Source organism: Pseudomonas sp. SC11, from assembly GCF_047039205.1.
GTDB classification, from domain to species: Bacteria; Pseudomonadota; Gammaproteobacteria; order Pseudomonadales; family Pseudomonadaceae; genus Aquipseudomonas; species Aquipseudomonas boreofloridensis.
Map to the genome: position 1 here is coordinate 842189 of NZ_CP178183.1, position 21551 is coordinate 863739.

At 66.6% G+C, this 21551-nt stretch carries 19 protein-coding genes and 1 pseudogene; 12 read left to right on the forward strand and 8 right to left on the reverse strand.

From position 1 onward, the window contains the following. Positions 1-20: 20 nt before the first annotated feature. The 3 genes from ACK2SD_RS03895 to ACK2SD_RS03905 all read right to left on the reverse strand — a co-directional run bounded on the left by ACK2SD_RS03895 (position 21) and on the right by ACK2SD_RS03905 (position 3101). Complete coding sequence (locus tag ACK2SD_RS03895) at positions 21-1280, reverse strand: TIGR03862 family flavoprotein (RefSeq protein WP_412461398.1); 1260 nt, start codon at positions 1278-1280, stop codon at positions 21-23. Positions 1281-1428: 148 nt separating this feature from the next. Beyond that, positions 1429-2343 carry a histone deacetylase gene (locus ACK2SD_RS03900; protein WP_295488478.1) on the reverse strand — a complete coding sequence of 305 codons (915 nt, stop codon included), beginning with the start codon at positions 2341-2343 and terminating at the stop codon, positions 1429-1431. A 68-nt stretch (positions 2344-2411) separates the two neighbouring features. Beyond that, on the reverse strand, positions 2412-3101 hold the full coding sequence (locus ACK2SD_RS03905; RefSeq protein WP_412461399.1) for a histidine phosphatase family protein: 690 nt from the start codon (positions 3099-3101) through the stop codon (positions 2412-2414). 184 nt (positions 3102-3285) lie between these two features. On the opposite strand from ACK2SD_RS03905, the gene ACK2SD_RS03910 reads away from it, so the two are divergent. The 8 genes from ACK2SD_RS03910 to ACK2SD_RS03945 all read left to right on the forward strand — a co-directional run bounded on the left by ACK2SD_RS03910 (position 3286) and on the right by ACK2SD_RS03945 (position 11667). Beyond that, entirely contained in the window at positions 3286-3855 is a 570-nt protein-coding gene (locus ACK2SD_RS03910; protein ID WP_412461400.1) for a GNAT family N-acetyltransferase, read from the forward strand. 87 nt (positions 3856-3942) lie between these two features. Beyond that, on the forward strand, positions 3943-4812 hold the full coding sequence (gene tesB / locus ACK2SD_RS03915) for an acyl-CoA thioesterase II (RefSeq protein ID WP_412461401.1): 870 nt from the start codon (positions 3943-3945) through the stop codon (positions 4810-4812). Continuing rightward, the gene (locus ACK2SD_RS03920) at positions 4809-5399 is read left to right on the forward strand and encodes an HAD family hydrolase (protein WP_412461402.1); all 591 of its coding nucleotides are present in this window, start codon (positions 4809-4811) and stop codon (positions 5397-5399) included. The genes tesB and ACK2SD_RS03920 overlap by 4 nt, the downstream gene beginning before the upstream one ends. 449 nt (positions 5400-5848) lie before the next feature. Then, positions 5849-6964 (forward strand): ABC transporter substrate-binding protein, encoded by a 1116-nt coding sequence (locus tag ACK2SD_RS03925; protein ID WP_412461403.1) that lies wholly within the window; start codon positions 5849-5851, stop codon positions 6962-6964. Beyond that, complete coding sequence (locus tag ACK2SD_RS03930; protein ID WP_080754762.1) at positions 6961-8028, forward strand: FecCD family ABC transporter permease; 1068 nt, start codon at positions 6961-6963, stop codon at positions 8026-8028. Before ACK2SD_RS03925 ends, ACK2SD_RS03930 begins: the two co-directional genes overlap by 4 nt. Next, positions 8025-8786: an ABC transporter ATP-binding protein gene (locus tag ACK2SD_RS03935; protein ID WP_304485232.1), complete on the forward strand. Its 762-nt coding sequence runs from the start codon at positions 8025-8027 to the stop codon at positions 8784-8786. Before ACK2SD_RS03930 ends, ACK2SD_RS03935 begins: the two co-directional genes overlap by 4 nt. 314 nt (positions 8787-9100) lie before the next feature. Beyond that, on the forward strand, positions 9101-10492 hold the full coding sequence (gene gabP, locus ACK2SD_RS03940; protein ID WP_029614685.1) for a GABA permease: 1392 nt from the start codon (positions 9101-9103) through the stop codon (positions 10490-10492). Between the two features lie 149 nt (positions 10493-10641). Continuing rightward, positions 10642-11667 (forward strand): PDDEXK nuclease domain-containing protein, encoded by a 1026-nt coding sequence (locus ACK2SD_RS03945; RefSeq protein ID WP_412461404.1) that lies wholly within the window; start codon positions 10642-10644, stop codon positions 11665-11667. A gap of 5 nt (positions 11668-11672) precedes the next feature. Here the strand turns inward: ACK2SD_RS03945 and ACK2SD_RS03950 are convergent, their stop codons facing one another. After that, a complete protein-coding gene (locus tag ACK2SD_RS03950; protein WP_412461405.1) occupies positions 11673-12677 on the reverse strand; it encodes a hypothetical protein in 1005 nt (334 codons plus the stop codon). Between the two features lie 240 nt (positions 12678-12917). On the opposite strand from ACK2SD_RS03950, the pseudogene ACK2SD_RS03955 reads away from it, so the two are divergent. Both ACK2SD_RS03955 and ACK2SD_RS03960 read left to right on the forward strand, forming a co-directional pair. After that, positions 12918-13322, forward strand: a pseudogene (locus tag ACK2SD_RS03955) (methyl-accepting chemotaxis protein); the annotation flags it as partial. A gap of 63 nt (positions 13323-13385) precedes the next feature. Next, on the forward strand, positions 13386-14498 hold the full coding sequence (locus tag ACK2SD_RS03960; protein WP_412462265.1) for a methyl-accepting chemotaxis protein: 1113 nt from the start codon (positions 13386-13388) through the stop codon (positions 14496-14498). Positions 14499-14965: 467 nt separating this feature from the next. On the opposite strand, the gene ACK2SD_RS03965 is transcribed toward ACK2SD_RS03960, so the two are convergent. The 3 genes from ACK2SD_RS03965 to ACK2SD_RS03975 form a co-directional block, all read right to left on the reverse strand. Further along, complete coding sequence (locus ACK2SD_RS03965; RefSeq protein ID WP_295488457.1) at positions 14966-16354, reverse strand: class II fumarate hydratase; 1389 nt, start codon at positions 16352-16354, stop codon at positions 14966-14968. A 15-nt stretch (positions 16355-16369) separates the two neighbouring features. Continuing rightward, positions 16370-17671, reverse strand: a complete 1302-nt coding sequence (gene dctA / locus ACK2SD_RS03970; RefSeq protein ID WP_412461406.1) for a C4-dicarboxylate transporter DctA — start codon at positions 17669-17671, stop codon at positions 16370-16372. A 66-nt stretch (positions 17672-17737) separates the two neighbouring features. Then, positions 17738-19093 carry an adenylosuccinate lyase family protein gene (locus ACK2SD_RS03975; RefSeq protein WP_116889282.1) on the reverse strand — a complete coding sequence of 452 codons (1356 nt, stop codon included), beginning with the start codon at positions 19091-19093 and terminating at the stop codon, positions 17738-17740. 125 nt (positions 19094-19218) lie between these two features. On the opposite strand from ACK2SD_RS03975, the gene ACK2SD_RS03980 reads away from it, so the two are divergent. Further along, on the forward strand, positions 19219-19953 hold the full coding sequence (locus tag ACK2SD_RS03980) for a GntR family transcriptional regulator (protein WP_039580426.1): 735 nt from the start codon (positions 19219-19221) through the stop codon (positions 19951-19953). Positions 19954-19965: 12 nt separating this feature from the next. Here ACK2SD_RS03980 and ACK2SD_RS03985 read toward each other — a convergent pair whose 3' ends face one another. Further along, on the reverse strand, positions 19966-20910 hold the full coding sequence (locus tag ACK2SD_RS03985) for a helix-turn-helix transcriptional regulator (protein ID WP_116889280.1): 945 nt from the start codon (positions 20908-20910) through the stop codon (positions 19966-19968). A gap of 180 nt (positions 20911-21090) precedes the next feature. Here ACK2SD_RS03985 and ACK2SD_RS03990 point away from each other — a divergent pair, with 180 nt between their 5' ends. Further along, positions 21091-21540 (forward strand): hypothetical protein, encoded by a 450-nt coding sequence (locus tag ACK2SD_RS03990; protein ID WP_029615174.1) that lies wholly within the window; start codon positions 21091-21093, stop codon positions 21538-21540. The last annotated feature ends 11 nt before the right edge of the window (positions 21541-21551 follow it).

Below are 21551 nucleotides of genomic sequence, written 5' to 3' on the forward strand. Positions count from 1 at the left end.
GCTGCACTGCAGGTGGGGTGTCATGGGTTAGTCGAGGCGGGCTGGTGTTCAGCGACCCACTGCGCCGCAGCCCGTCCGGCGCGCAGGCCGCTGGCGAAGCAGGCGGTGAGTAGGTAGCCGCCGGTCGGCGCTTCCCAGTCCAGCATCTCGCCGGCGCAGAACACGCCCGGCAGTACCTTGAGCATCAAGTCGTCGTCGAGCGCCTCGAAGCGCACCCCGCCGGCACTGCTGATCGCTTCGTCCAGTGGCCGCGTGCGCAGCAACTCGATGGGCAGCGCCTTGATCGCTTCGGCCAAGCGCTGCGGATCGGCGAAGGTCGCCGGGTCGGTCAGTTCGCGTAGCAGCGCAGCCTTCACCCCATCGATGCCCAATTGCCCTTGCAGGTGCCGGGCCATGGACCGCGAACCGCGCGGCTTGGCCAGGGCCTGGGCGATCTTGTCCACAGGCCGGTCCGGCAGCAGGTCGAGCAACAACGTGGCGCGACCTTCGCGTTCCAGGCTGGCGCGCAGCGGCGCCGACCAGGCGTACACCAGGCTGCCCTCGACCCCTTGTGCCGTGAGGATGAACTCGCCCTTGCGCGGCACGCTGCCCGGCACGCTCAGGGCGATGTTCTTCAGCGGCGCCCCAGCGAACTTGGCCTTGAGCAGCTCGCTCCAGCCCTCGACCTCGAACCCGCAGTTGCTCGGGCGCAGTGGCGAGATATCCACAGCGCGCTCGGCCAGCACGGGCACCCAGGCGCCGTCCGAGCCCAGGCGCGCCCAACTGCCGCCGCCCAGGGCCAGCACCACCGCTTGGGCGTGCACGTGCCGTTCGCCCTGTGGATAACCGATGCGCAGCGCCCCTTCGGCAGTCCAGCCCAGCCAGCGGTGCCGGGTGTGGATAACCACGCCGGCTTCGCGCAGGCGCTTGAGCCAGGCGCGCAGCAGTGGCGCGGCCTTCATGTCGGTGGGAAACACCCGGCCCGAGGTGCCGACGAAGGTCTCGATGCCCAGGCCGTGGATCCACTGGCGTAGCGCCTGTCCGTCGAAGTCGCGCAGCAGCGCATCGAGTGCGTCGCGGCGCTCGCCGTAGCGACCGACAAAGGCGGGGTAGGGCTCCGAGTGGGTGATGTTCATGCCGCCGACGCCGGCCAGCAGGAACTTGCGGCCGACCGAGGGCATGGCGTCGAACACCTCCACCGTCACACCCGCCTGGGCCAGCGCCTCGGCGGCCATGAGGCCGGCAGGACCGGCACCGATCACGGCGACGAGGGGAGGGCGAGCGGGGCAAGAGTCGGTCATGGCGGCAGGCGGCTGTGGAAAAGACCCGGCATTCTACCCCAGCGCTGGGTCCGCAGGCACTGTGCAAAAAATGATCAGATGCTTGCAGATCAGGCAGTTAAAGGGCTGTAGCGGCTTTCGCTCAGGTTATCCACAGGCGGTTCCACAGTCATTGTGCGTAACCCAGCACCCGCGCTGCGCTGTGGTGGAGAATGCCGTGACGACGGGCCAAGGCCTCGCGGTCCTTGCTGTAGCCGCCGCCGATCACCCCAGCCACCGGAATGTCGCGGCCCAGGCAATGACGCAGCACCGCCTCGTCGCGCGCGGCAACCCCGGCATCGGTCAGTTGCAGGTAGCCAAGGGCATCGTCCTGGTGGACATCGACGCCGGCGTCGTACAGCACCAGGTCAGGCTGATACAGCGGCAACAAGTAGTTGAGCGCATCGTCCACCACCTGTAGGTAGGCCGCATCGCCCATGCCGCGTGGCAGCGGGATGTCCCAGTCGCTGCGCGCCTTGCGCGCCGGGAAGTTCTGCTCGCAGTGCAGCGAGACGGTGATGGCGTCCGGGGTGTCCTCGAGGATGCGCGCGGTGCCGTCGCCCTGGTGCACGTCGCAGTCGAAGATCAGTACCCGCTGGACGCGCCCGGCTTCGAGCAGATAGCGGCTGATCACCGCCAGGTCGTTGAAGATGCAGAAGCCGGCCGGATGGTCGTAGTGAGCGTGGTGGGTGCCGCCGGCCAGGTGGCAGGCGATGCCCTGTTGCAGGGCCATTTCGGCGGTGAGCAGCGAGCCGCCGACGGCCCGCACAGTCCGCCGGGCCAGCGCCTCGCTCCAGGGCAGGCCGAGCCGGCGCTGGTCTTCGCGCGACAGCTCGCCGCTCATGTAGCGGTCGATGTAGGCGCGGTCGTGGGCCAGGGCGAGGATGTCATCGGGGCAGATGGCCGGGCGCAGTAGCGCCTCGTCTTGGGTCAGGCCGCTGGCGACCAGGTGGTCGCGCAGCAGGCGGAACTTGTCCATTGGAAAGCGGTGCTCGGGCGGGAATTCCGGGCTGTAGTCGTCGTGGTAGATCAGGGGCAGGGACATGGCGAGGGTCGCGGCGAAAGGCAGCGCTGATCTTGCCTGTCCCCGGCGATGCGGCGCAAGACGAGCGCTCAGCGCTGCCGCGTGGCCAGCACCCGCTGCCAGTCCGGCTCGTTCATGCGCCCCAGAATCCGTGCTTTGCCGTTGCCATCGACCGAGACGAACAGGGCACTGGCGTAGGCGCTGTCGCGTTGACCGGGCGCGACACTCAGCGAGCGCTGGAAATGATCGACGCAGCCGTCATGGGTGATGAGCACCAGGTTGTGGCCACTGCGTTTGTGCGCCAGGGCCTGTTCGGTGAAGTGGGCGTTGCAGCCTTCGAGCCAGTCCTCACTGGTGACCGTGTCACCGACGATGAAGTGCGCGGTCTGGCGGGTGCGCAGTTTCGGGCTGCTGAGCAGGTCGGCGCCCCCCAGGCCCAGGTGCTGCAGGCCTTCGCCGACGCGGCTGGCGGCCTGGCTGCCGGCCACGGTGATGCCGGTGGCGTCGTCCAGGCATGGGCCGGGCGCGCTGTCGCAGCGCTCGGCATGGCGGATCATCACGATGACCGCACCTTCGGCCCACTGCTGCAGCAGGCCACTGGCGTTCAAGTGTCGTTCGTTGCCCAGGTTCACGATGGTGGTCCTCGTCGACGCCCACAGCAGTGCCGATGCGGCGGTTAACAGCAGTGGCAGGGCCAGGGCCAGGGTGATGCGCGGCAGGCGCTGCCACGTACGGCGCGTGGGCATGACCAAGGGGGTAAAGGTGTCGCTCGACAGCATGCGCGGGCTCCGGCAGGAAAGGGCCGCGAACAGGGCGGCGGCGGGTGTGGGGCAATTGTGCGAACGGATCTGTGGGAGCCCGGTGAAGCCGTTGTGAAAAATCCATTGGCCCCGGCACATGAGGAAATCTTCATCCATTGCCTACGCTGTAGACTGCAGCCCAGTGCCAGCCGGAGCCCCGTCCATGACCCCCATCCTCACCCTCGAAAGCGCACGCCTGAACCTGCGCCAGTGGCACGACGACGATCTGCCGGCTTTCGCCGAGATGTGCGCCGACCCGCAGGTGATGCGCTACTTTCCAGCGCCCTTGACGCGCCTGGAATGCGCCGCGCTGATCGGTCGCGTTCGCGGGCATTTCAGCGAATACGGCTACGGCCTCTGGGCCCTGGAGCGCATGGACAGTGGCGCGTTCATCGGCCTGACCGGACTGCTCAACGTCAATTTCGAAGCGCCCTTCGCACCGGCCGTGGAAATCAGTTGGCGCCTGGCCCGGCGCCACTGGGGGCAGGGCTTCGCCAGCGAGGCGGCGTGGACCTGCCTGCGCTGCGCGTTCGCGCAGTTGCGTCTGGACGAGGTGGTGGCCTTCACCAGCCAGGACAACGTGCCGTCGCAGAAAGTGATGCAGGCCATCGGCATGCGTGAGGACGAAGCGGCCCGCTTCGAGCACCCGCGTCTGCCCGAGGGCCATCCGCTGCGCCCGCACGTGCTCTACCGCATGGACCGTGCGCACTGGGAACGCAGCGTGCGCGGCTGAACGGCACTCGCGCGCGGCGGCGCTGACAAATTCTGTATGATTCGCGCCATTCAACCGATTGCCGCAATGCCGTAGGAGACATCGCCGATGAGCCACGTACTGGACGACCTGGTCGACCTGTTGAGCCTCGAACCCATCGAAGAAAACCTGTTCCGAGGTCGCAGCCAGGACCTGGGCTTCCGCCAGCTGTATGGCGGCCAGGTGCTGGGCCAGTCGCTGTCGGCGGCCAGCCAGACGGTGGAGGACGCCCGCCACGTGCATTCGCTGCACGGCTACTTCCTGCGCCCGGGCGATGCCAGCATGCCGGTGGTGTACTCGGTGGACCGGGTGCGCGATGGTGGCAGCTTCAGCACGCGCCGGGTCACGGCGATCCAGAAGGGCAATCCGATTTTCACCTGCAGCGCCTCGTTCCAGTATGACGAGGGCGGTTTCGAGCACCAGGCGACGATGCCCGACGTGGTCGGGCCGGAAAACCTGCCCAGCGAAGTGGAACTGGCCCGGGCCATGGCCGACAAGCTGCCCGAGCGCATCCGCGACAAGGTGCTGTGCGCCAAGCCCATCGAGATTCGTCCGGTCACCGAGCGCGACCCGTTCGACCCCAAGCCCGGCGATCCGGTGAAGTACGCCTGGTTCCGCGCCGACGGCAACCTGGCCGACACTCCGGCGCTGCACAAGTACCTGCTGGCCTATGCCTCGGACTTCGGCCTGCTGACCACTGCGCTGCTGCCCCATGGCCGCTCGGTGTGGCAGAAGGACATGCAGATCGCCAGCCTCGACCACGCGCTGTGGTTCCACCGCGACCTGCGCGCCGACGAGTGGCTGCTGTACGCCACCGACAGCCCTTGGGCCGGCAACGCCCGCGGCTTCAGCCGCGGCAGCATCTTCAACCGCGCCGGGCAACTGGTGGCTTCGACCACCCAGGAAGGCCTGATCCGCCACCGCAAGGACTGGGCATGAAGCTGCACGAGGCGCGCCATTGGGTGTTCGACATGGACGGCACCCTCACCGTGGCGGTGCACGATTTCGCCGCCATCCGCCGCACGCTGCAGATTCCGCCCGAGGACGACATCCTGGGCCATCTCGCCGCGCTGCCGCCGGCCGAGGCGGCCGCCAAGCACGCCTGGCTGCTGGAACATGAGCGCGAACTGGCGCTGACCTCGACCGCTGCCAGCGGCGCCGTGGAGTTGGTGCGCGAGTTGGCGGCGCGGGGCTGTCGCCTGGCGATCCTCACCCGCAATGCCCGCGAGCTGGCGCATATCACCTTGCAGGCGATTGGCTTGGCCGACTGTTTCCCCGTCGAGCAGGTGCTGGGTCGCGACGAAGCAGCGCCCAAACCCGAACCCGAAGGCCTGCTGCACATCGCCAAGGCCTGGGGCGTGGCCCCCACGCAATTGCTGATGGTCGGCGATCACCGCCACGACTTGGATTGCGGTCGCGCCGCCGGTGCCGGCACGGTCCTGGTGAACCTGGCGGACAACCCTTGGCCGGGCCTGGCCGACTGGCACGCAACGGATTGCCGAGCCTTGAAGGCGATGTTGGACTGACGGCCGCTGGCGCCGAGATTGCGACACCGCGTGAACATGCGTTTGCTGTTCATCTGCAGCGCATGATCTCCAGCGTCCAGCGCGGCTTTGTGGGAGCGGCCTTGCGTCGCGATTGGACCGCGTAGCGGTCCCAGGTTTTCAGCTTCGCCGCTGCCATTGCCGGGACCGCTCTGCGGTCCAATCGCGACGCAAGGCCGCTCCCACGAGATCGAGCAGCCCCCAAGAAGTTGAGCAAGACCGCGGGGCGGTGGTAGGTGAGAGACAGTTGGCTTGCGCAATGTCCGCATAAACCCCTGGAGCATGGGGTGGTACGGCCTCACAGTCACCGCGCTAGCGCATGACATTCCATTACATTCCCACACGCTGCCCAGGGCACGGCGGCGACTAGAATGCGCGGTTTGAATGAGACCGATTCTCTGTCACGCATCCGCAGTCGCAGGAGCCCTTGCATGTCCGCCATTCTCCGTCGCGCGCGGCAGTTGCTGCCGCTCGTGGTCTTCCTCGCGGCCGGACTGGGCATCGCCCAGACCGCCAGCGCCACCCAAGTCACCGACGTGCTCGGACGCAAGGTCCAGATGGACCACGCGCCGCAACGCATCGTCCTCGGCGAGGGCCGGCTGTTCTTCGCCCTGGCCCTGCTCGACCGCGACAACCCGTTCCAGCGAGTGGTCGGTTGGCAGAACGACATGCGCCTGCTCGACCCGCACACCTATGAGGTCTACGCCAAGCGTTATCCACAGGTGGCCAAGCTGCCGCTGATCGGCCAGGCCTCGGAGCAGAGCGTCAGCGCCGAGCAGATCCTGGCGCTCAAGCCGGACCTGGCGATCTTCAGCATCGCCGGCGAAGGGCCGACCCAGCACAGCCCGGTGGCCGACCTGCTGGAGCAGGCGGGCATTCCCGTGCTGTTCATCGATTTCCGCGTGCACCCGATCGAGAACACCCGGGTCAGCCTGCAAGCGCTGGGCACTTTGCTCGGCCGCGAGCAGCAAGCGCAGCAGTACCTGAGCTTCTACGACAGTCACCTCAAGCGAGTCACCGATGCGCTGGCGGGGCTCGAGCCCAGCCAGCGGCCCAAGGTGTTCCTCGAACTGCTGGCCGGTGTCTGGCAGGCGCCGGGCCATACCACGGGCAAGAGCGGCCTGGGCAGCGTGGTCGAGGCGGTCGGTGGGCATAACATCGCCGCCGACGTGGTGCCCGGCGCGCTGGGCGATGTCAGCGTCGAATACGTGCTCAAGGCCGACCCGGACGTCTACATCGCCACCGGCAACCGTGCTCCAGGCGTGCTGCTCGGGGCTGGCGTAAGCGCCGACAGCGCACGCCAGAGCCTGGCGAAGATCACCGCGCGCCCCGAATTCGCGCCGCTGCGGCCGATCCGCGAGGGCCAGGCCCATGGCCTGTGGCACGACTTCTACAACTCGCCGTTCAACATCCTGGCCATCGAAGCCATGGCCCGCTGGATTCACCCCGAGCGCTTCAAGGACCTGGACCCGCAGGCGACCATGGGCCAGATCAACCGGATGCTCGAAGTCGGCCTGGACGGCCACTATTGGATCGACGCCCAGTGACGGCCCAGGCCCAGGCGCTGCCAGGCGTCGAACAGGCGGCCTGGCAGTATCGACGCCTGTTGTGGCGGCGCTCCGCGCTGGTCGGCGGCCTGGCCGTGCTGTTGCTGCTGTCGGTGCTCGGTGACCTGGCCAGCGGCGCCTCGGGCATGGGCCTGGGACAATTGCTGCACGGGGTGTTCGACCCGAGCACGCTGAGCGCCACCGAGCGGGTGATCATCTGGAACGTGCGCCTGCCCTATGCGCTGATGGCGGTGCTGGTGGGCGCGGCCCTGGCGCTGGCCGGCGCCGAAATGCAGGCGATCCTCGACAACCCCCTGGCCAGCCCGTTCACCTTGGGCGTGTCGTCGGCCGCCGCGCTCGGCGCCTCGCTGGCCATCGCCTACCCGCTGAGCGTGGCCTGGCTCTCGCCCAGCGCCCAGGTGACGGTGATGGCGTTCGTCTTCGCGTGCCTGTCGGTGCTGCTGTTGCAGGGCATGTCGCGGCTGCGCGGCGCGGGGGTCGAAAGCCTGGTGCTGTTCGGCATCGCCTTGGTGTTCAGTTGCAACGCGCTGGTGTCGTTGCTGCAACTGCTGGCCACCGAGGACGTGTTGCAGCAACTGGTGTTCTGGACCCTCGGCAGCCTCGCCCGGGCCAACTGGCAGAAGCTTGGCATCCTCGCCGCGGTGCTGGCGCTGGTCGTGCCGTTTTCCTTGCGCAGCGCGTCGGCCATGACCTTGCTGCGCATGGGCGAGGACCGCGCGCGCAGCTTCGGTGTGGATACCCGACGCTTGCGTGTGGCCTCGCTGCTGCGCATCAGCCTGCTGTCGGCGACCGCCGTGGCCTTTGTCGGCACCATCGGTTTCATCGGCCTGGTCGGCCCGCACATCGCGCGCTTGCTGGTGGGCGAGGACCAGCGCTTCCTGTTGCCGGCCAGCGCCCTGGTCGGGGCGCTGCTGCTGTCGCTGTCGTCGATCGCCAGCAAGTTGATCCTGCCGGGGGTGATCGTGCCGGTCGGCATCGTCACCGCGCTGGTCGGTGTGCCAGTGTTCGTGGCGCTGGTGTTCAAGCGCGGGAGGCGACTGTGAGTCTGCGTATCGACGAGGTCTCGGTGGCCTATGGCCGACGCTCGATCATCCAGGGCCTGAGCCTGCCGGAACTGCCGGCCGGCAGCCTGGTGGCGCTGGTCGGGCCCAACGGCGCCGGCAAGTCCACCTTGCTCCGCGCCTTGGCCGGGCTGGAGCGGATGCAGGGCGCCGTGCATCTCGACGGCGAGAACGTCACTCGCCTGCCGTTCGCCGAGCGCGCCCGGCGCCTGGCCTACATGCCCCAGCAGTTGCCGCCGGGGTTGGCCTTGGGCGTATTGGAGAGCATCGTCGCCGCCCTGCGCGTGGGCGCGGCGCAGGACGTGCTGGGCACGGCGTACGAGGCGCTGCGCCAACTCGGCATCGAGCACCTGGCCGAGCAGGGGCTCGACAGCCTGTCCGGCGGCCAGCGCCAGTTGGTGGCCCTGGCCCAATTGCTGGCGCGCAACCCCCAGGTGCTGCTGCTCGACGAGCCCACCAGCGCGCTGGACCTGCACTACCAACTGCGGGTGATGGATGCGGTGCGCGAGCGCGTCGTGCGCCATCGCCTGCTGGCGGTGGCGGTGCTGCACGACATCAACCTGGCGGCCAGCCATGCCGATTGTCTGGTGATGCTGGAGAAAGGCCGGGTGGTGGCCTGCGGCACTCCGGCCCAGGTGTTGGCGCCGGACTTGCTGGCGCAGGTGTACGGCGTCGAGGCGCGGGTCGAGCAATGCTCGCGTGGCCGCCTGCAAGTGCTGGTGGACCGGGCGCTGCGCTGAGTCCTGACGCAGGCGGCGCCCGTTCGCGGGTGAGCCTGCTGCCACCGACATACCCCGCACCGCCATCGGCGCCCCCCTTGGTGGCGTGCACGGATAAACGGTGTCGTGATCGAACACCTTCGCGGCGCTCTCGAACAATTAGCCCGGCACCCGCACTGTTTGAATGAAGCCCACTTCGACGCCGCAGTCCGTCAACCCGTGAACAACCTCAACAACATCACGTGGACTGCGTGCAATTCATTGTTTTAAAAGGAGATCGTTTCCGCCTACGCCTGCCCGTCCTTACTTGTGTCAGCAAAAAGAGAACAATATCAATGAACACCGTGGGTACTGATGGCAACCTTGCTCAAGGTTTCAAGCCACGTCATGTAACGATGCTGTCCATCGCGGGCATCATTGGTGCAGGACTTTTCGTCGGCTCCGGACACGCCATCGCGGCCGCCGGACCCGCTACCATCCTTTCCTATTTCGTTGCTGGCACCTTGGTCGTGCTGGTGATGCGCATGCTCGGCGAGATGGCTGTCGCCCATCCCGACACCGGCTCGTTTTCCACCTACGCCGACCAGGCCATTGGCCGCTGGGCCGGCTACACCATCGGCTGGCTGTACTGGTGGTTCTGGGTGCTGGTCATTCCCATCGAAGCGCTCGCCGCCGGGCACGTGCTCAACGCCTGGTTCCCGCAGGTAGACAGTTGGATCTTCGCCCTGGCCTCGGTGCTGCTGCTGGCGTGCACCAACCTGTTCAGCGTCGCCAAGTACGGCGAGTTCGAATTCTGGTTCGCCATTCTCAAGGTCACCGCGATCCTCGGCTTCATCGGCCTGGGCTTCGCCGCGCTGATGGGGTGGCTGCCCAACCGCGAAGTCAGCGGCCTGAGCACGTTGGTGGCGCAACACGGCGGCTTTGCCCCCAACGGCTGGTCGGCGGTGATCGGTGCGTTCATCACCGTGATGTTCAGCTTCATCGGCACCGAGGCGGTGACCATCGCCGCGTCCGAGTCCAGCGACCCGTCGCGCAACATCGCCAAGGCCACCCGTTCGGTGATCTGGCGGATCAGCACCTTCTACATCCTGTCGATCTTCGTGATCATCTCGGTGGTGCCGTGGAATGATCCGCAGTTGGCCGTGGTGGGTTCTTACCAGCGCGCGCTGGAGATCATGAACATACCCAACGCCGCCTTCATGGTCGACATGGTGGTGCTGGTGGCGGTGACCAGTTGCATGAACTCGTCGATCTACATCGCCTCGCGCATGATGTACTCGCTGGCCAAGCGCGGCGACGCGCCGGCCCTGCTCAAGCACACCTCGAAAGTGGGTGTGCCGCGTGCCGCGGTGTTCGGCAGTACGCTGATCGGCGCCGCCATCGCCGTGCTGAACTATTTCGCCCCCAAAGGCGTGTTCGAGTTCCTGCTGGCCAGCTCCGGCGCCATCGCCTTGCTGGTGTACCTGGTCATCGCCATCTCGCAACTGCGCATGCGCCGTCGCCTGGAGCGCGAAAGCACCGAACTCAAGTTCCGCATGTGGCTGTTCCCCTGGCTGACCTGGGGCGTGATCGTGTTCATCAGTTGCGCGCTGGCGGTGATGATGTTCACCGAGGAACACCGTGCTGAAGTCAGCGCGACCCTGAGCCTGGCGATCCTGATCTCGTTCCTGGGTATCGTCACCACCCGTGGGCATGCGCGCAAGGTCGTGGCGGGCTCGATGGGCTGAACGCCGCGCGTGTAACTCGATGTGAAGAGGGGCGCCTTTACCGGGCGCCCCTCTGTCGTTTACCACAGCCCACTCGGAGCGGTCCGACAGCGATTGAGCGGCGCCCTTGGATAGGCTTCCTGGCTTACCTTCATGCCAGGAGTGCGCCCATGTCCACATCCCGCAACACGCCCGAAAACACTTCACCGCAAGGTCAGGGCGAAGACCGCTTCGCCGAAGTGGTGACCCTGATTCACGGCGCGCGCCAGCGCTGCCTGCAGGCAGTCAATACGCACTTGATCGAGCTGTATTGGCAGGTCGGTGCTTACATCAGCCGCAAGATCGAGAGCGCCGAATGGGGCGATGCCGTGGTCACTCAGTTGGCCGCGCACCTGGCGCGGACGCAGCCGGGGTTGCGCGGGTTTACCCGACCGAACCTGTTTCGGATGCGCCAATTCTATGAGGCCTACCGTCATGACGAAGTTGTCTCGCCACTGGTGAGACAACTGCCTTGGACCCACAACATGATCATCCTCAGCCAGAGCAAGCGTGTGGAAGAGCGCGAGTTCTACGTGCGGCTGGCGATTCGCGAGCGGTGGTCCAAGCGCGAACTCGAACGCCAGATGCGCACCGCCCTGTTCGAGCGCAGCGTCACCGATCCGGTCAAGGCCTCGGCCTCCCTGGCCGACGCTCACCCACAGGCATTGTCGGTGTTCCGCGATACCTACTTGCTCGAGTTCCTCGACCTGCCGGACACCCACGCCGAGGCCGACCTGCACAGAGGCCTGTTGCAGCGCCTGCAGCGTTTTCTCATCGAGCTGGGGCGCGATTTCTGCTTCGTCGGCGCCGAGTACCCGTTGCAAGTCGGTGGACGCGACTTCGCCCTCGACCTGCTGTTGTTCCACCGGGGCCTCAACTGCCTGGTGGCGGTAGAGCTCAAGGTGGGACGCTTCGAGCCCGAGCACCTGGGCAAGTTGAATTTCTACCTCGAGGCCTTGGACCGCACGGTGCGCAAACCCCATGAGAACCCGAGCATCGGTGTGCTGCTGTGTGCCAGCAAGCATGACGAAGTGGTCGAGTATGCCCTCAACCGCAGCCTGAGTCCGGCGCTGGTGGCCGAGTACCAGACCCAGCTGCCGGACAAGGCACTGCTTCAGGCCAAGTTGCAGGAGTTCTACGCCCTCGACGCCGGCTGAGGGTATCAGTGCGGCGCGCGCGCCATCGTGACCACGTCCTTGGCCACCAGCAGCCGCGCCGCGTTGTGACCGACGCCCTGCACCTGGAACTGTCGATGCGCCACGGGCGTTTGCCATTGCTGGGCCAGAAACGTCTCGTAGCGCAGGTAGGCGAGCTGGCGTGTCAGCCGGGTGGCGCCTTGGACGGCGGCGCCGCAGGCGTGATCCATGACCGGGTCGTCCGGCTTGTCGTCGAGCTGACCGACCATGTAGGTCACGTCGCGCGCGGCGTAGCGTCGGAACACCTGCACGGCGTCCAGGCCCTGGCGAGTGAAGTACGCCGGCGCCTGCTCCAGACCGTAGCGGTAGTGGTTGTAGGCAGGGCAATCGTGACTGGCCAGCGGCTCAAAGACGCCATCGCGCAGGCGGTTGGCATCCAGGTACAGGTAGGACGACGGGCTGGACACCAGGTAACGCACGTTGATACCGCGCGCGTCCAAGCCCTGGTCGCCGCCGCCGAGCAGGGTGTAGCGCTGCAGCAATTGGCCGCCGGCGGAGTGGCCGATCACCAGGATGTCCTTGAGCGCGGGAAAGTGCTGACGGTCGCTCAGGTAGGCCAGCAGATCGTCGAGCACGCTGAAGCCGGCGATGCCTGCACGCCCGCTGCGCGATTCGGTGCCATGCATCCACAGGTTCTTGGGCCATAACGGCATGTCCGGTGTGGCGAGGCGGTCGTTGACGGTGAGGAAGTTCGGCGCCAGCAGCAGGGTGTCGTTGGCGGTCAGCCCCGCCGCGCTCAGCAGTCGCTCGCCCGCCTGGTAGTAGTCGTCGGCGTTGCGGCGCACGCCGTGCAGCACGATCACCGCCCGCTGCACGGGCAGGCTGGCGCGCTGCAGGTCGTCGTTGGCGAAGGCGAGGAAGGCGTAGGGGGCGGCGGTGCCCAGGCGCAGGGTCTGGGGGGCGGCGTAGGCCTGGGCGCTCAGCAGGCTGGTCAACAGCAGGAGCAGAAAGCGTCGGAGCGCGTGTGGCATGCAGGCAACCTCAATGTGCAGCGGTGGTAAACCGCGTGCCTTCGATGCTAGTTCCTGCCCGCCGTGCGCGCGAGCCATGTGCGCAGTCAATTCATCCCATAGGCAGTTTTTTAATACGCGCGTCCCAGATTCTCGTAGAGAATGCTGGCAAATAGCTTTTAGCGCTTGGGGAAGAACATGTTCGGCAAGATCGGTATTACCAAAAGGTTGGCCTTCGGCTTCGCATTGGTCGTGGGTTTGATGCTGATCGTCACGGCCATCGGCGTGCGGCGAGTCGGCGGCATCGACGAGCGACTGACCCAGGTCAGCAGCCAGACCACTGTCAAACAGCGCTATGCCATCAACCTGCGCGGCAGCGTGCACGACCGCGCCATCGCCCTGCGCGACGCGGTGCTGGTGCACGAAGATAGCCAACTGACGCCGATTCTCCAGGACATCCAGCGTCTGGACGACGTCTATCAGACCTCGGCCGCGCCGTTGGCCAAGATGCTCGGCGAGGGGCAGGGCAGTGCCGAAGAACTGCGCCTGCAGCAGCAGATCCAGGTCGCCGAACGCAGCGCCCAGGCGGCCACCGCGCAGTTGCTTGGACTGCGCCGGCAAGGCGATTTCGCCCAGGCCCAGGCACTGCTGCTGGCACAGGTGGGGCCGGACTACAAGGAATGGCTGCGCAGCATCAACGCCTTCATCGACTTCCAGGAAAAGGACGTGGTGCACGACATCGCCCAGGTGCGTGCGAGTGCCTCGGGCTTCGCCGGGCTGATGCTGTGGTCGGTGGCCCTGGCCGCGTTGCTGAGCCTGGTCGCCTCGCTGCTGATCATCCGCAGCATCCGCTCGACCCTCGGTGCCGAGCCTGAGGAAGTGGCGCGCCTGTTGCGCGGCCTGGCCGAAGGCCAGATCGACCCGAACCTGCGCAGTCAGCACCCGCACAGCGTGATGGGCGCGCTGGGCACCACCAACCGTCACCTCACCGAGATCGTCACCCAGGTCAACCAGGTGGCGAGCGACCTGGTCGAGTCCTCCAGCCGCATGCGCCAAAACGCATCGGACAACCAAGGGCGCATGCAGCAGCAGGGTGACGACACCCAGCAGATGGCCAGCGCCGTGACCCAACTGGTGGCCGCGATCAACCAGATCTCCGCCTATGCCGCCACCGCTGCGCAAGCGTCCGCCGCCGCCGACCAGGAAGTGGACGCCGGCAAGACCGTGGTCGAAGGCACGGCCGATTCGATGCAGGCGTTGTCCCAGGTGCTGGAGTCAGCCAGCGAGGCGGTGCTGCAAGTGGCCTCGGACAGCCAGGCCATCGAAAGCATCATCGAGGTGATCAACTCGATCGCCGAACGGACCAACCTGCTGGCGCTCAACGCGGCCATCGAAGCGGCGCGCGCCGGCGAGTTCGGTCGGGGCTTCGCGGTGGTCGCCGACGAGGTGCGCTCGCTGGCCAACCGCACCCAGGAATCGACCCGCGAGATCAGCGCCATGATCGGCAAGTTGCAGGACGGCGCCGGCAAGACTGCGCAGATCGTCGGCAGCAGCCGCGAGCTGGCCCAGGAGACAGTGCAGCGCACGCAGGTAGCGCAGCGTTCGTTGAACGAGATCCGCCGCGAGGTGGCGGCGATCAGTCGGATGAACGAGCAGATCGCCACGGCGTCTTCGCAGCAGGACACGGCGGCGACGCTGCTGGGCCAGGATATCCAGCGCATCCAGGGCTCGTCGCAGCAGGTTCAGGCCGGCTCCACGCGCCTGGCGCAGGACAGCCAGGAGTTGCTGGCGCTGGCCGATGCACTGGGCCAGCGCATGGGCTTCTTCAAGACCCTGCGCTAGCGCAAGCGGCCGCGGCGAAGCTGAAAACCTGGGACTGCTGCGCAGTCCAATCGCGATACGAGGCCGCTCCCACGAGAGCGTGCGAGCTGCCAGAAATTGAGCATGACAGTTGCTCGCAAAGGCCTCAGCGCACGAGGCCCGCCCCAGGCAGTCTGAGCCTACACCGGCCAACTTGTGGGAGCGGCCTTGTGCCGCGATTGGACCGCAGAGCGGTCCCCGGCAATGGCCACGGCGAAGCTGAAAACCTGGGACTGCTGCGCAGTCCAATCGCGACACGAGGCCGCTCCCACGAGAGCGTGCGAGCTGCCAGAAATTGAGCATGACAGTTGCCCGCAAAGGCCTCAGCGCACGAGGCCCGCCCAGGCTGTCTGAGCCTACACCGGCCAACTTGTGGGAGCGGCCTTGCGCCGCGATTGGACCGCAGAGCGGTCCCTGCAATGGCCGCGGCGAAGCCGAACCTACAGGCCTCAGCGCCCGACCATCTGGTCTGGCCGAACATGCGCGTCGTACGCCTGTTCGGTCAGCAGTCCCAGCGCTACAGCGGCCTGTTTCGGTGTCAGTCCTTCATCGGCCGCCTTGCGCGTGATGCGCGCCACCTGGTCGTAGCCCAGCACCGGGTTCAGCGCCGTGGCCAGCAGCAACGAGCCTTCCACATTGCGCGCCAGCACCGCGCGATCCACTTCCAGACCCAGCAGCAAATGCTCGGTGAAACGCACGATGCTCTCGCTCAGCACGCTGATCGACTGCAACACGTTGTGGATGATCACCGGTTTCGCCACGTTCAGCTCGAACAGGCTGGACGCGCCGGCCACCGTCACCGTGGTGTGGTTGCCCATCACCTGCATGCAGGCCTGGGCCAGCACCTCGGCCAGCGTCGGGTTGCGTTTGCCCGGCATGATCGAGGACGTCAGGCCGTCGTCCGGCACGATCAGCTCGCCCAGCCCGCAACGCGGCCCGGAGCCGAGCAGGCGAATGTCGTTGGCCAGCTTGCTCAGCGACACCGCCAGTACGTTGAGCACCCCTGACACTTCGACGAACACATCGTGGGTACCCATGCCCTCGAACGCACATGGGTTGGCGGTGAACGGGGTCTCGGTGATCTGCGACAGCGCTTCGCAGAAAGCTTCGGCGAAGCCTGGCGGTGCGTTCAGTCCAGTGCCTACCGCCGTGCCGCCCTGGGGCAGGCTGCTCAGCCGGGGCAGGCAGCCGTGCACGCGTTCGATGCCATGGGCGATCTGCGCGGCGAAGCTGGCGAAGGCCTGGCCCAGGGTCATGGGCACGGCATCCATCAAATGCGTGCGACCGATCTTCAGCACGGCCTGCCACTGCTGCGCCTTGTCCTGCAGCGCGGCCTGCAACTGCACCAGCGCCGGCAGCAGCGCCTGGCTCAAGGCCAGGCGGGTGCTCAGGTGCATCACCGTGGGGAAGGTGTCGTTGGACGACTGCGAGCGGTTGACGTGATCGTTCGGGTGCACCGGCGTCTTGCCGCCCAAGGGCTGGCCCAGCAACTGGTTGGCGCGGTTGGCGATCACCTCGTTGGCGTTCATGTTGGTCTGCGTGCCGGAGCCGGTCTGCCACAGCGTCAGCGGAAAGTGGCTGTCGAAGTGGCCGTCGGCAAGCGCCTGCGCGGCCTGCTCGATCACCTCGGCCAGCGCCGCGTCCAGTGTGCCCAGGCGCCGGTTGGCGCGGGCACAGGCCAGCTTCTGCTGGCCGAAGGCATGCACCAGCGCGGGCGGGAACTGCTCGCGACCGGCGCCGAACACGCCGATGGCGCGCTGGGTCTGGGCCCCCCAGTACTTGTCCTGGGGAATCTGCACCGCGCCGAAGGCGTCGTGTTCCAGACGAAAGGCTTGCATGGGCTTCTCCATGGTTCAGAGCGGCGCCGCCGAGGCACGTCCGAGCACCCGCTCGTACTCGCCCTGGGCCTGCTGCTCGGAGAACTCGCCGGACCACTTGGCGACCACCACGGTGGCCACGCTGTTGCCGATGGTGTTGCATGTGGCGATGGCCATGGACATGAAGCGGTACACTCCGAACAGCAGCGCCAGGCCTTCGACCGGCAGGTGGCCGATGGCCGTGACGGTGGCGGCGAACACCACGAAGCTGCCGCCGGACACCGCCGCCGCCCCCTTGGAGGTCACCAGCATGATGGCGATGATGCCCAGTTGCTGTTCCCAGCTCAGCGGCACGCCATAGGCGTTGGCGATGAACAGCACGCACAGCGACATGTAGATCGACGTGCCGTCGAGGTTGAAGGCATAGCCGGTGGGCAGTACCAGGCCAACGCTCTGCTTGGAGCAGCCGAACTTCTCCAGCTTCTGCAGCAGGCGCGGCAGGGCGCTTTCCGACGAGGCGGTGCCGAGCACGATGAACACTTCATCCTTGATGTACTTGAGGAAGCGCCACAGGCTGAAGCCGCACAACCGGCACACGGTGCCGAGGATCACGAAGATGAAGAACAGCACCGCCACGTAGAACATCAGCACCAGGTTGGCCAGCGACATCAGCACCGCCGTGCCATTGCTGCCCACCGCGTAGGCCACCGAGCCGAAGGCGCCCAGCGGGGCGAGCTTCATGATCAGGTTGATGAACTCGAAGAAGCACTCCGAGACGCGGTTCAGGCCGTCTTCGACCACCGCGCGGCGCTCGGCTTTGAGCGCCAGCAGGGCGAAGCCGAACAGCACCGAGATCACCAGCACTTGCAGCAACTGACCGCCCGCGAAGGCGCCGACGAAGTTGTCGGGGAAGATGCCGTAGATGAAGTCCAGGGTCGACTGCGGCGCGTGTCCCTTGGCCACGGCGGCAGCGGCAGCGGCCGAGGTGGCGCTGTTGGGATGGGCATCATGCATGCCCGAACCGATGTCGATCAGGTTGCCCCAGCCCAGGCCGATGGCCAGGGCCAGGGTGGAGACCACCTCGAAGTAGATCAGCGCGCGGATACCGACCTTGCCGACGCGGCGGATGTCGCCGGCCGAGGCGATGCCGTGGACCACGGTGAAGAACACCAGGGGGGCCACGGCGGTCTTGATCAGCTTGAGGAAGATGTCGCCGAGGATCTTGAACTTGGCCGCCAGCTCCGGGGCGATGAAGCCGAAGGCGATGCCGATGAGCATGGCCGCGACCACCTGGAAGGTCAGGTCGCGGTAGAAGGGTTTTGCAGGGGCAGATGACATGGTCGAATTCTCATTGTTGTCGTTGTCGAGAAAACCACGCGGGCTGCACACAGCCCGCGTCTTGCATCAACGCGGCACACGGCCTTGGCGCTCCAGGGCGCGGTCGACCATCTGCGGCGCCAGACCCAGATAGTTGGCCGGGTCGGTCAGGCGTTCGAGCTCGGCGCGCGGCAGGCGTGCGCTGACCTCGGCATCGCGCAGCAGCGCATCGAGCAGGCTGACGCCTTCGTCGTTGGCCACGCGGCACGCGGCATACACCACGTCGTGGGCGACCTGGCGACCCAACTCTGGCGCCAAGCCCATCATCACCGCTTCGGCGACGATCAACCCACGGGTCATGTCCAGGTTCTGGCGCATGCGCTCGGTGCGCACTTCCAGGCCGGCGAGCATGAACTTGGCCTGGCCCAAGGAGGCGGCGGTGAGGGCGAAGGCTTCGGGAATGGCGATCCATTCCGCCTGCCACGGGCCGGTGGAGCGCTCGAAGTCCTGGATCATCGCATCGAGCATCAGCCCGGCCTGCTGGCGCACGCCTTTGGCGGCGGCGTACATCAGCTCGCAGGAGATCGGGTTGCGTTTCTGCGGCATGGTGCTGCTGGCGCCCCGGCCTTTGACGAAGGGCTCGTAGGCCTCGCCCAGCTCGCTGGTCATCATCATCATCACGTCCAGCGCGACCTTGCCCAGCGAACCGCTGACCAGGCCGAGGAAGTTCAGGGCTTCGGCCAGGCCGTCGCGGGCCACGTGCCAGGTGGCTTGCGGCACGCCCAGGCCCAGCTCGGCCATCAGCGCTTCCTGCACGTCCAGGCCTTTGTCGCCGAGCGAGGCGAGGGTGCCGGCGGCGCCGGCGAACTGACCGATTTCCACCCGTGGGCGCAGCTCGACCAGGCGCTCGGCGTGGCGGTCGAACATGCTCAGCCACACCGCGCACTTGTAGCCGAAGGTGATCGGCAGGGCGTGCTGCAAGTGGGTGCGACCGGCCATCGGCGTGTCGCGGTAGCGCTGCGCCAGGTCGGCGAGCAGGCCACGCACGGCCTGGATATCGCGTTCGACGATGGCCAGGGCGGCGCGCACCTGCAAGACCACGGCGGTGTCCATGATGTCCTGGGTGGTGGCGCCCCAGTGCACGTAGCGTCCGGCTTCGCCGCAGGTTTTCGACAGTTGCTCGACCAGGGGCAGGATCGGGTAGCCGACGATTTCGGTCTCGTGCTGCATCAGCGCCAGGTCCAGCGAGGCGTAGGTGGCCTTGGCGGCGATCTCGTCGGCGGCAGCGGCCGGAATCACGCCGCAGCGGGCCTCGGCGCGGGCGAGGGCGATCTCCACTTCGATGTAGCGCTCGATCAGCGCTTTGTCGGAGAACACGCCGCGCATTTCGGCGGTGCCGAACATGTCGCGGAACAGGGCGGAATCGAAGACGGTGGTGGACATGGCGGATCCTTTCTTGTTCGGTATTTGTTCGAAATTAATCGAACTTATTTAATACATCCGAACAAAATGGTCTGCCACATTTGGTACACTGTCAACCCTTTGCCTTCCGTGAACATGAGCCGTCAATGAGCACCCGTGGCCGCTACTCCGATATCGCCAGAGACCTCACCGACAAGATCGCCCGTGGCGATCACCCGGTCGGCTCGCTGCTGCCCACCGAGCTTGAGCTGTGCGAGCTGTACGGCGTAGGGCGACACACGGTGCGGGCGGCCATCGACCAGTTGCAGGGCCAGGGCATGGTCTCGCGGCGACGAAAGGTCGGTACGCGGGTCGAGGCGGCAGCGCCGCGCAGCGGTTATTCGCAGGCGATCGATTCGATCACCGACCTGGTCCAGGTGGCCGAATCCCATGTCCGTGAAATACAGGGCGTGCGCCATTTCGTGGCCGACATCGCCCTGGCCAAGCGCCTGGGGCTGACGCCGGGCGGGCATTACTTCTGCGTGTCGAGCATCAAGGTCGAAAGTGGCGAGCGGCGCTACCCGCTGTGCTGGACCGACGTCTACGCCGAACAGCGCTTCGCCGAGGTGGTGGCCGAGGCCGAGGCGCATCCGGGCGAGCTGATCGCCGCCTTGATCGGCAAGGCCTTCGCCAAGAGCATCGAGTCGGTGGACCAGGAGGTCAGCCCGGTGCAGCTCACCGCCGAGCTGAGCGCGAGCTTGAAAGCACCCAGCGGCGATCTGGGGCTGAACATCATCCGCCATTACCGCGATCAGGCCGGTGAAATCATCTCGGTGTCCGAAACCGTCTACCCACGCGACCGCTTCACCCTGGTGATGCACATGACCCGCGCCCAGCGCTGAGCGCAGCGGCGCTCAGGCCATGCCGGGCGGGTGGCCGTGGTAGGCCTTGTAGGCATTGCTGAAGTTGGCCGGGTTGGCGTAGCCCAGGCGATAGGCGATCTGCGCCACCTGCCATTTGCGTTGCAGCAGCAGCGTGCGCGCCAGCTCCATGCGCTGCTGGCGCAGGTACTGCAGCATCGACTGACCGAATACCTTGGCGAAGGCGCGGCGCAGGGTGGTTTCGCCGACCCCTAGCTGACGCGCCAGCTCCAGTACCGTCGGCGGATCGGCCAGGTGTTCGTCGAGCAGACGCCGAGCCTCGTGAGCCAGGTCCTGCTGGCCGCGCTGCGGCGCGTCGGGCGGGGCTACGCGGCCGGCCACATGCGCCCCCAACTCCACCAGCACGGCCAGGCTCAGGCTTTCCTGGTGCAAGCGCTTGAGCGCGCCGTGGTACGGGCAGTGGTAGAGCTGTTCGAGCAGGCGGCCCACGGCGGGGCAGGCGGGCAGCGCGCTGAAGCGCATGCCATCGCCCAGCAGCGCCAGCAACGGGCGCAGGTTCGGGTCTTCCTCGGCCAACTCGCGCAGGTAACGGCCGGCCACCCGCAGCCCGGCCATGCGCGCGTGGCTGCCGGGGGCCAGGGTGTCGACCGCCTGCATGCTCTCGCTCAGGCCCAGCACATGGGGCGTGCCGGCTTCGTACTGGTTCAGCCGACCCTCGATACGGTGCTGCCACTGGCCGTCCAGCACCTGGACGATGCACAGGCTGCCGGGCAACACCTTCTCGATGCGCAGTGGCTCGGGGAACTGCAGGTCGCAGTCGAAGTACTGCAGGTGCTCGCGCACGGTGTGCGCATGGTAGTGGCCCACCGCGCTGCCCATGACTTGCGCCGTGCGGCGGTCGAACACACCGGCCTGGGCCAGGGATGACGGGCTGTCGAAGCTGAAGTGGGTGTCGAGGTAAGGGTTCGGGCTGTTCATGGGGCGAGCGCGTCCGTGAATGAGGTGAGTGACGCGATGCGCAATGTTAACGCGTCCACATCTTTACCGTCAGCCGTTGTGAGTGGCGGGCCGTTAGTTGTGAGAGACGACCAAATGGCTTGGCAGTTCCCTGAGGGTCCACTTCAATACTCCACTTTTGACCTCCGAGGAGCGACGAGCATGCTGACGTATCGTAGATGGGCGGCCGTACTGGCCACTTCCGTAGCCCTGTTCATGGGCATCGCGCAGGCCCAGGCCGAGGACCGTCCGCCCGTGGCCGACAAGGTGGTGGCCTATGCCGGCGAGCAAGGCGTGAAGGTGTGGACCCTGCGCATCGGCGAGCGCAGCGCCAACGAAGCCCTGGTGCAGGTCGAGGGCGTGGACCACGACTGGAACATGAAGATCCAGAAAATGAAGGTCGAGAAGACCGACAAGGCCACCCGTTACTACACCACCGTCGATGGCCAGAAATTCGCCGCGCTGGTGATCCAGGGTTCGGACAGCTGGGCCGCCAGCGAGCTGTACCTGCCGGGTGAAGCCCAGGCGCTGAAACTGGGTTACTCCGAGTCGCTGTCCGAGCAGGGCAATGCCCAAGCGTTCCTGACCGATTACCTGAACGCACAAAAATAAATTCCCCTTTT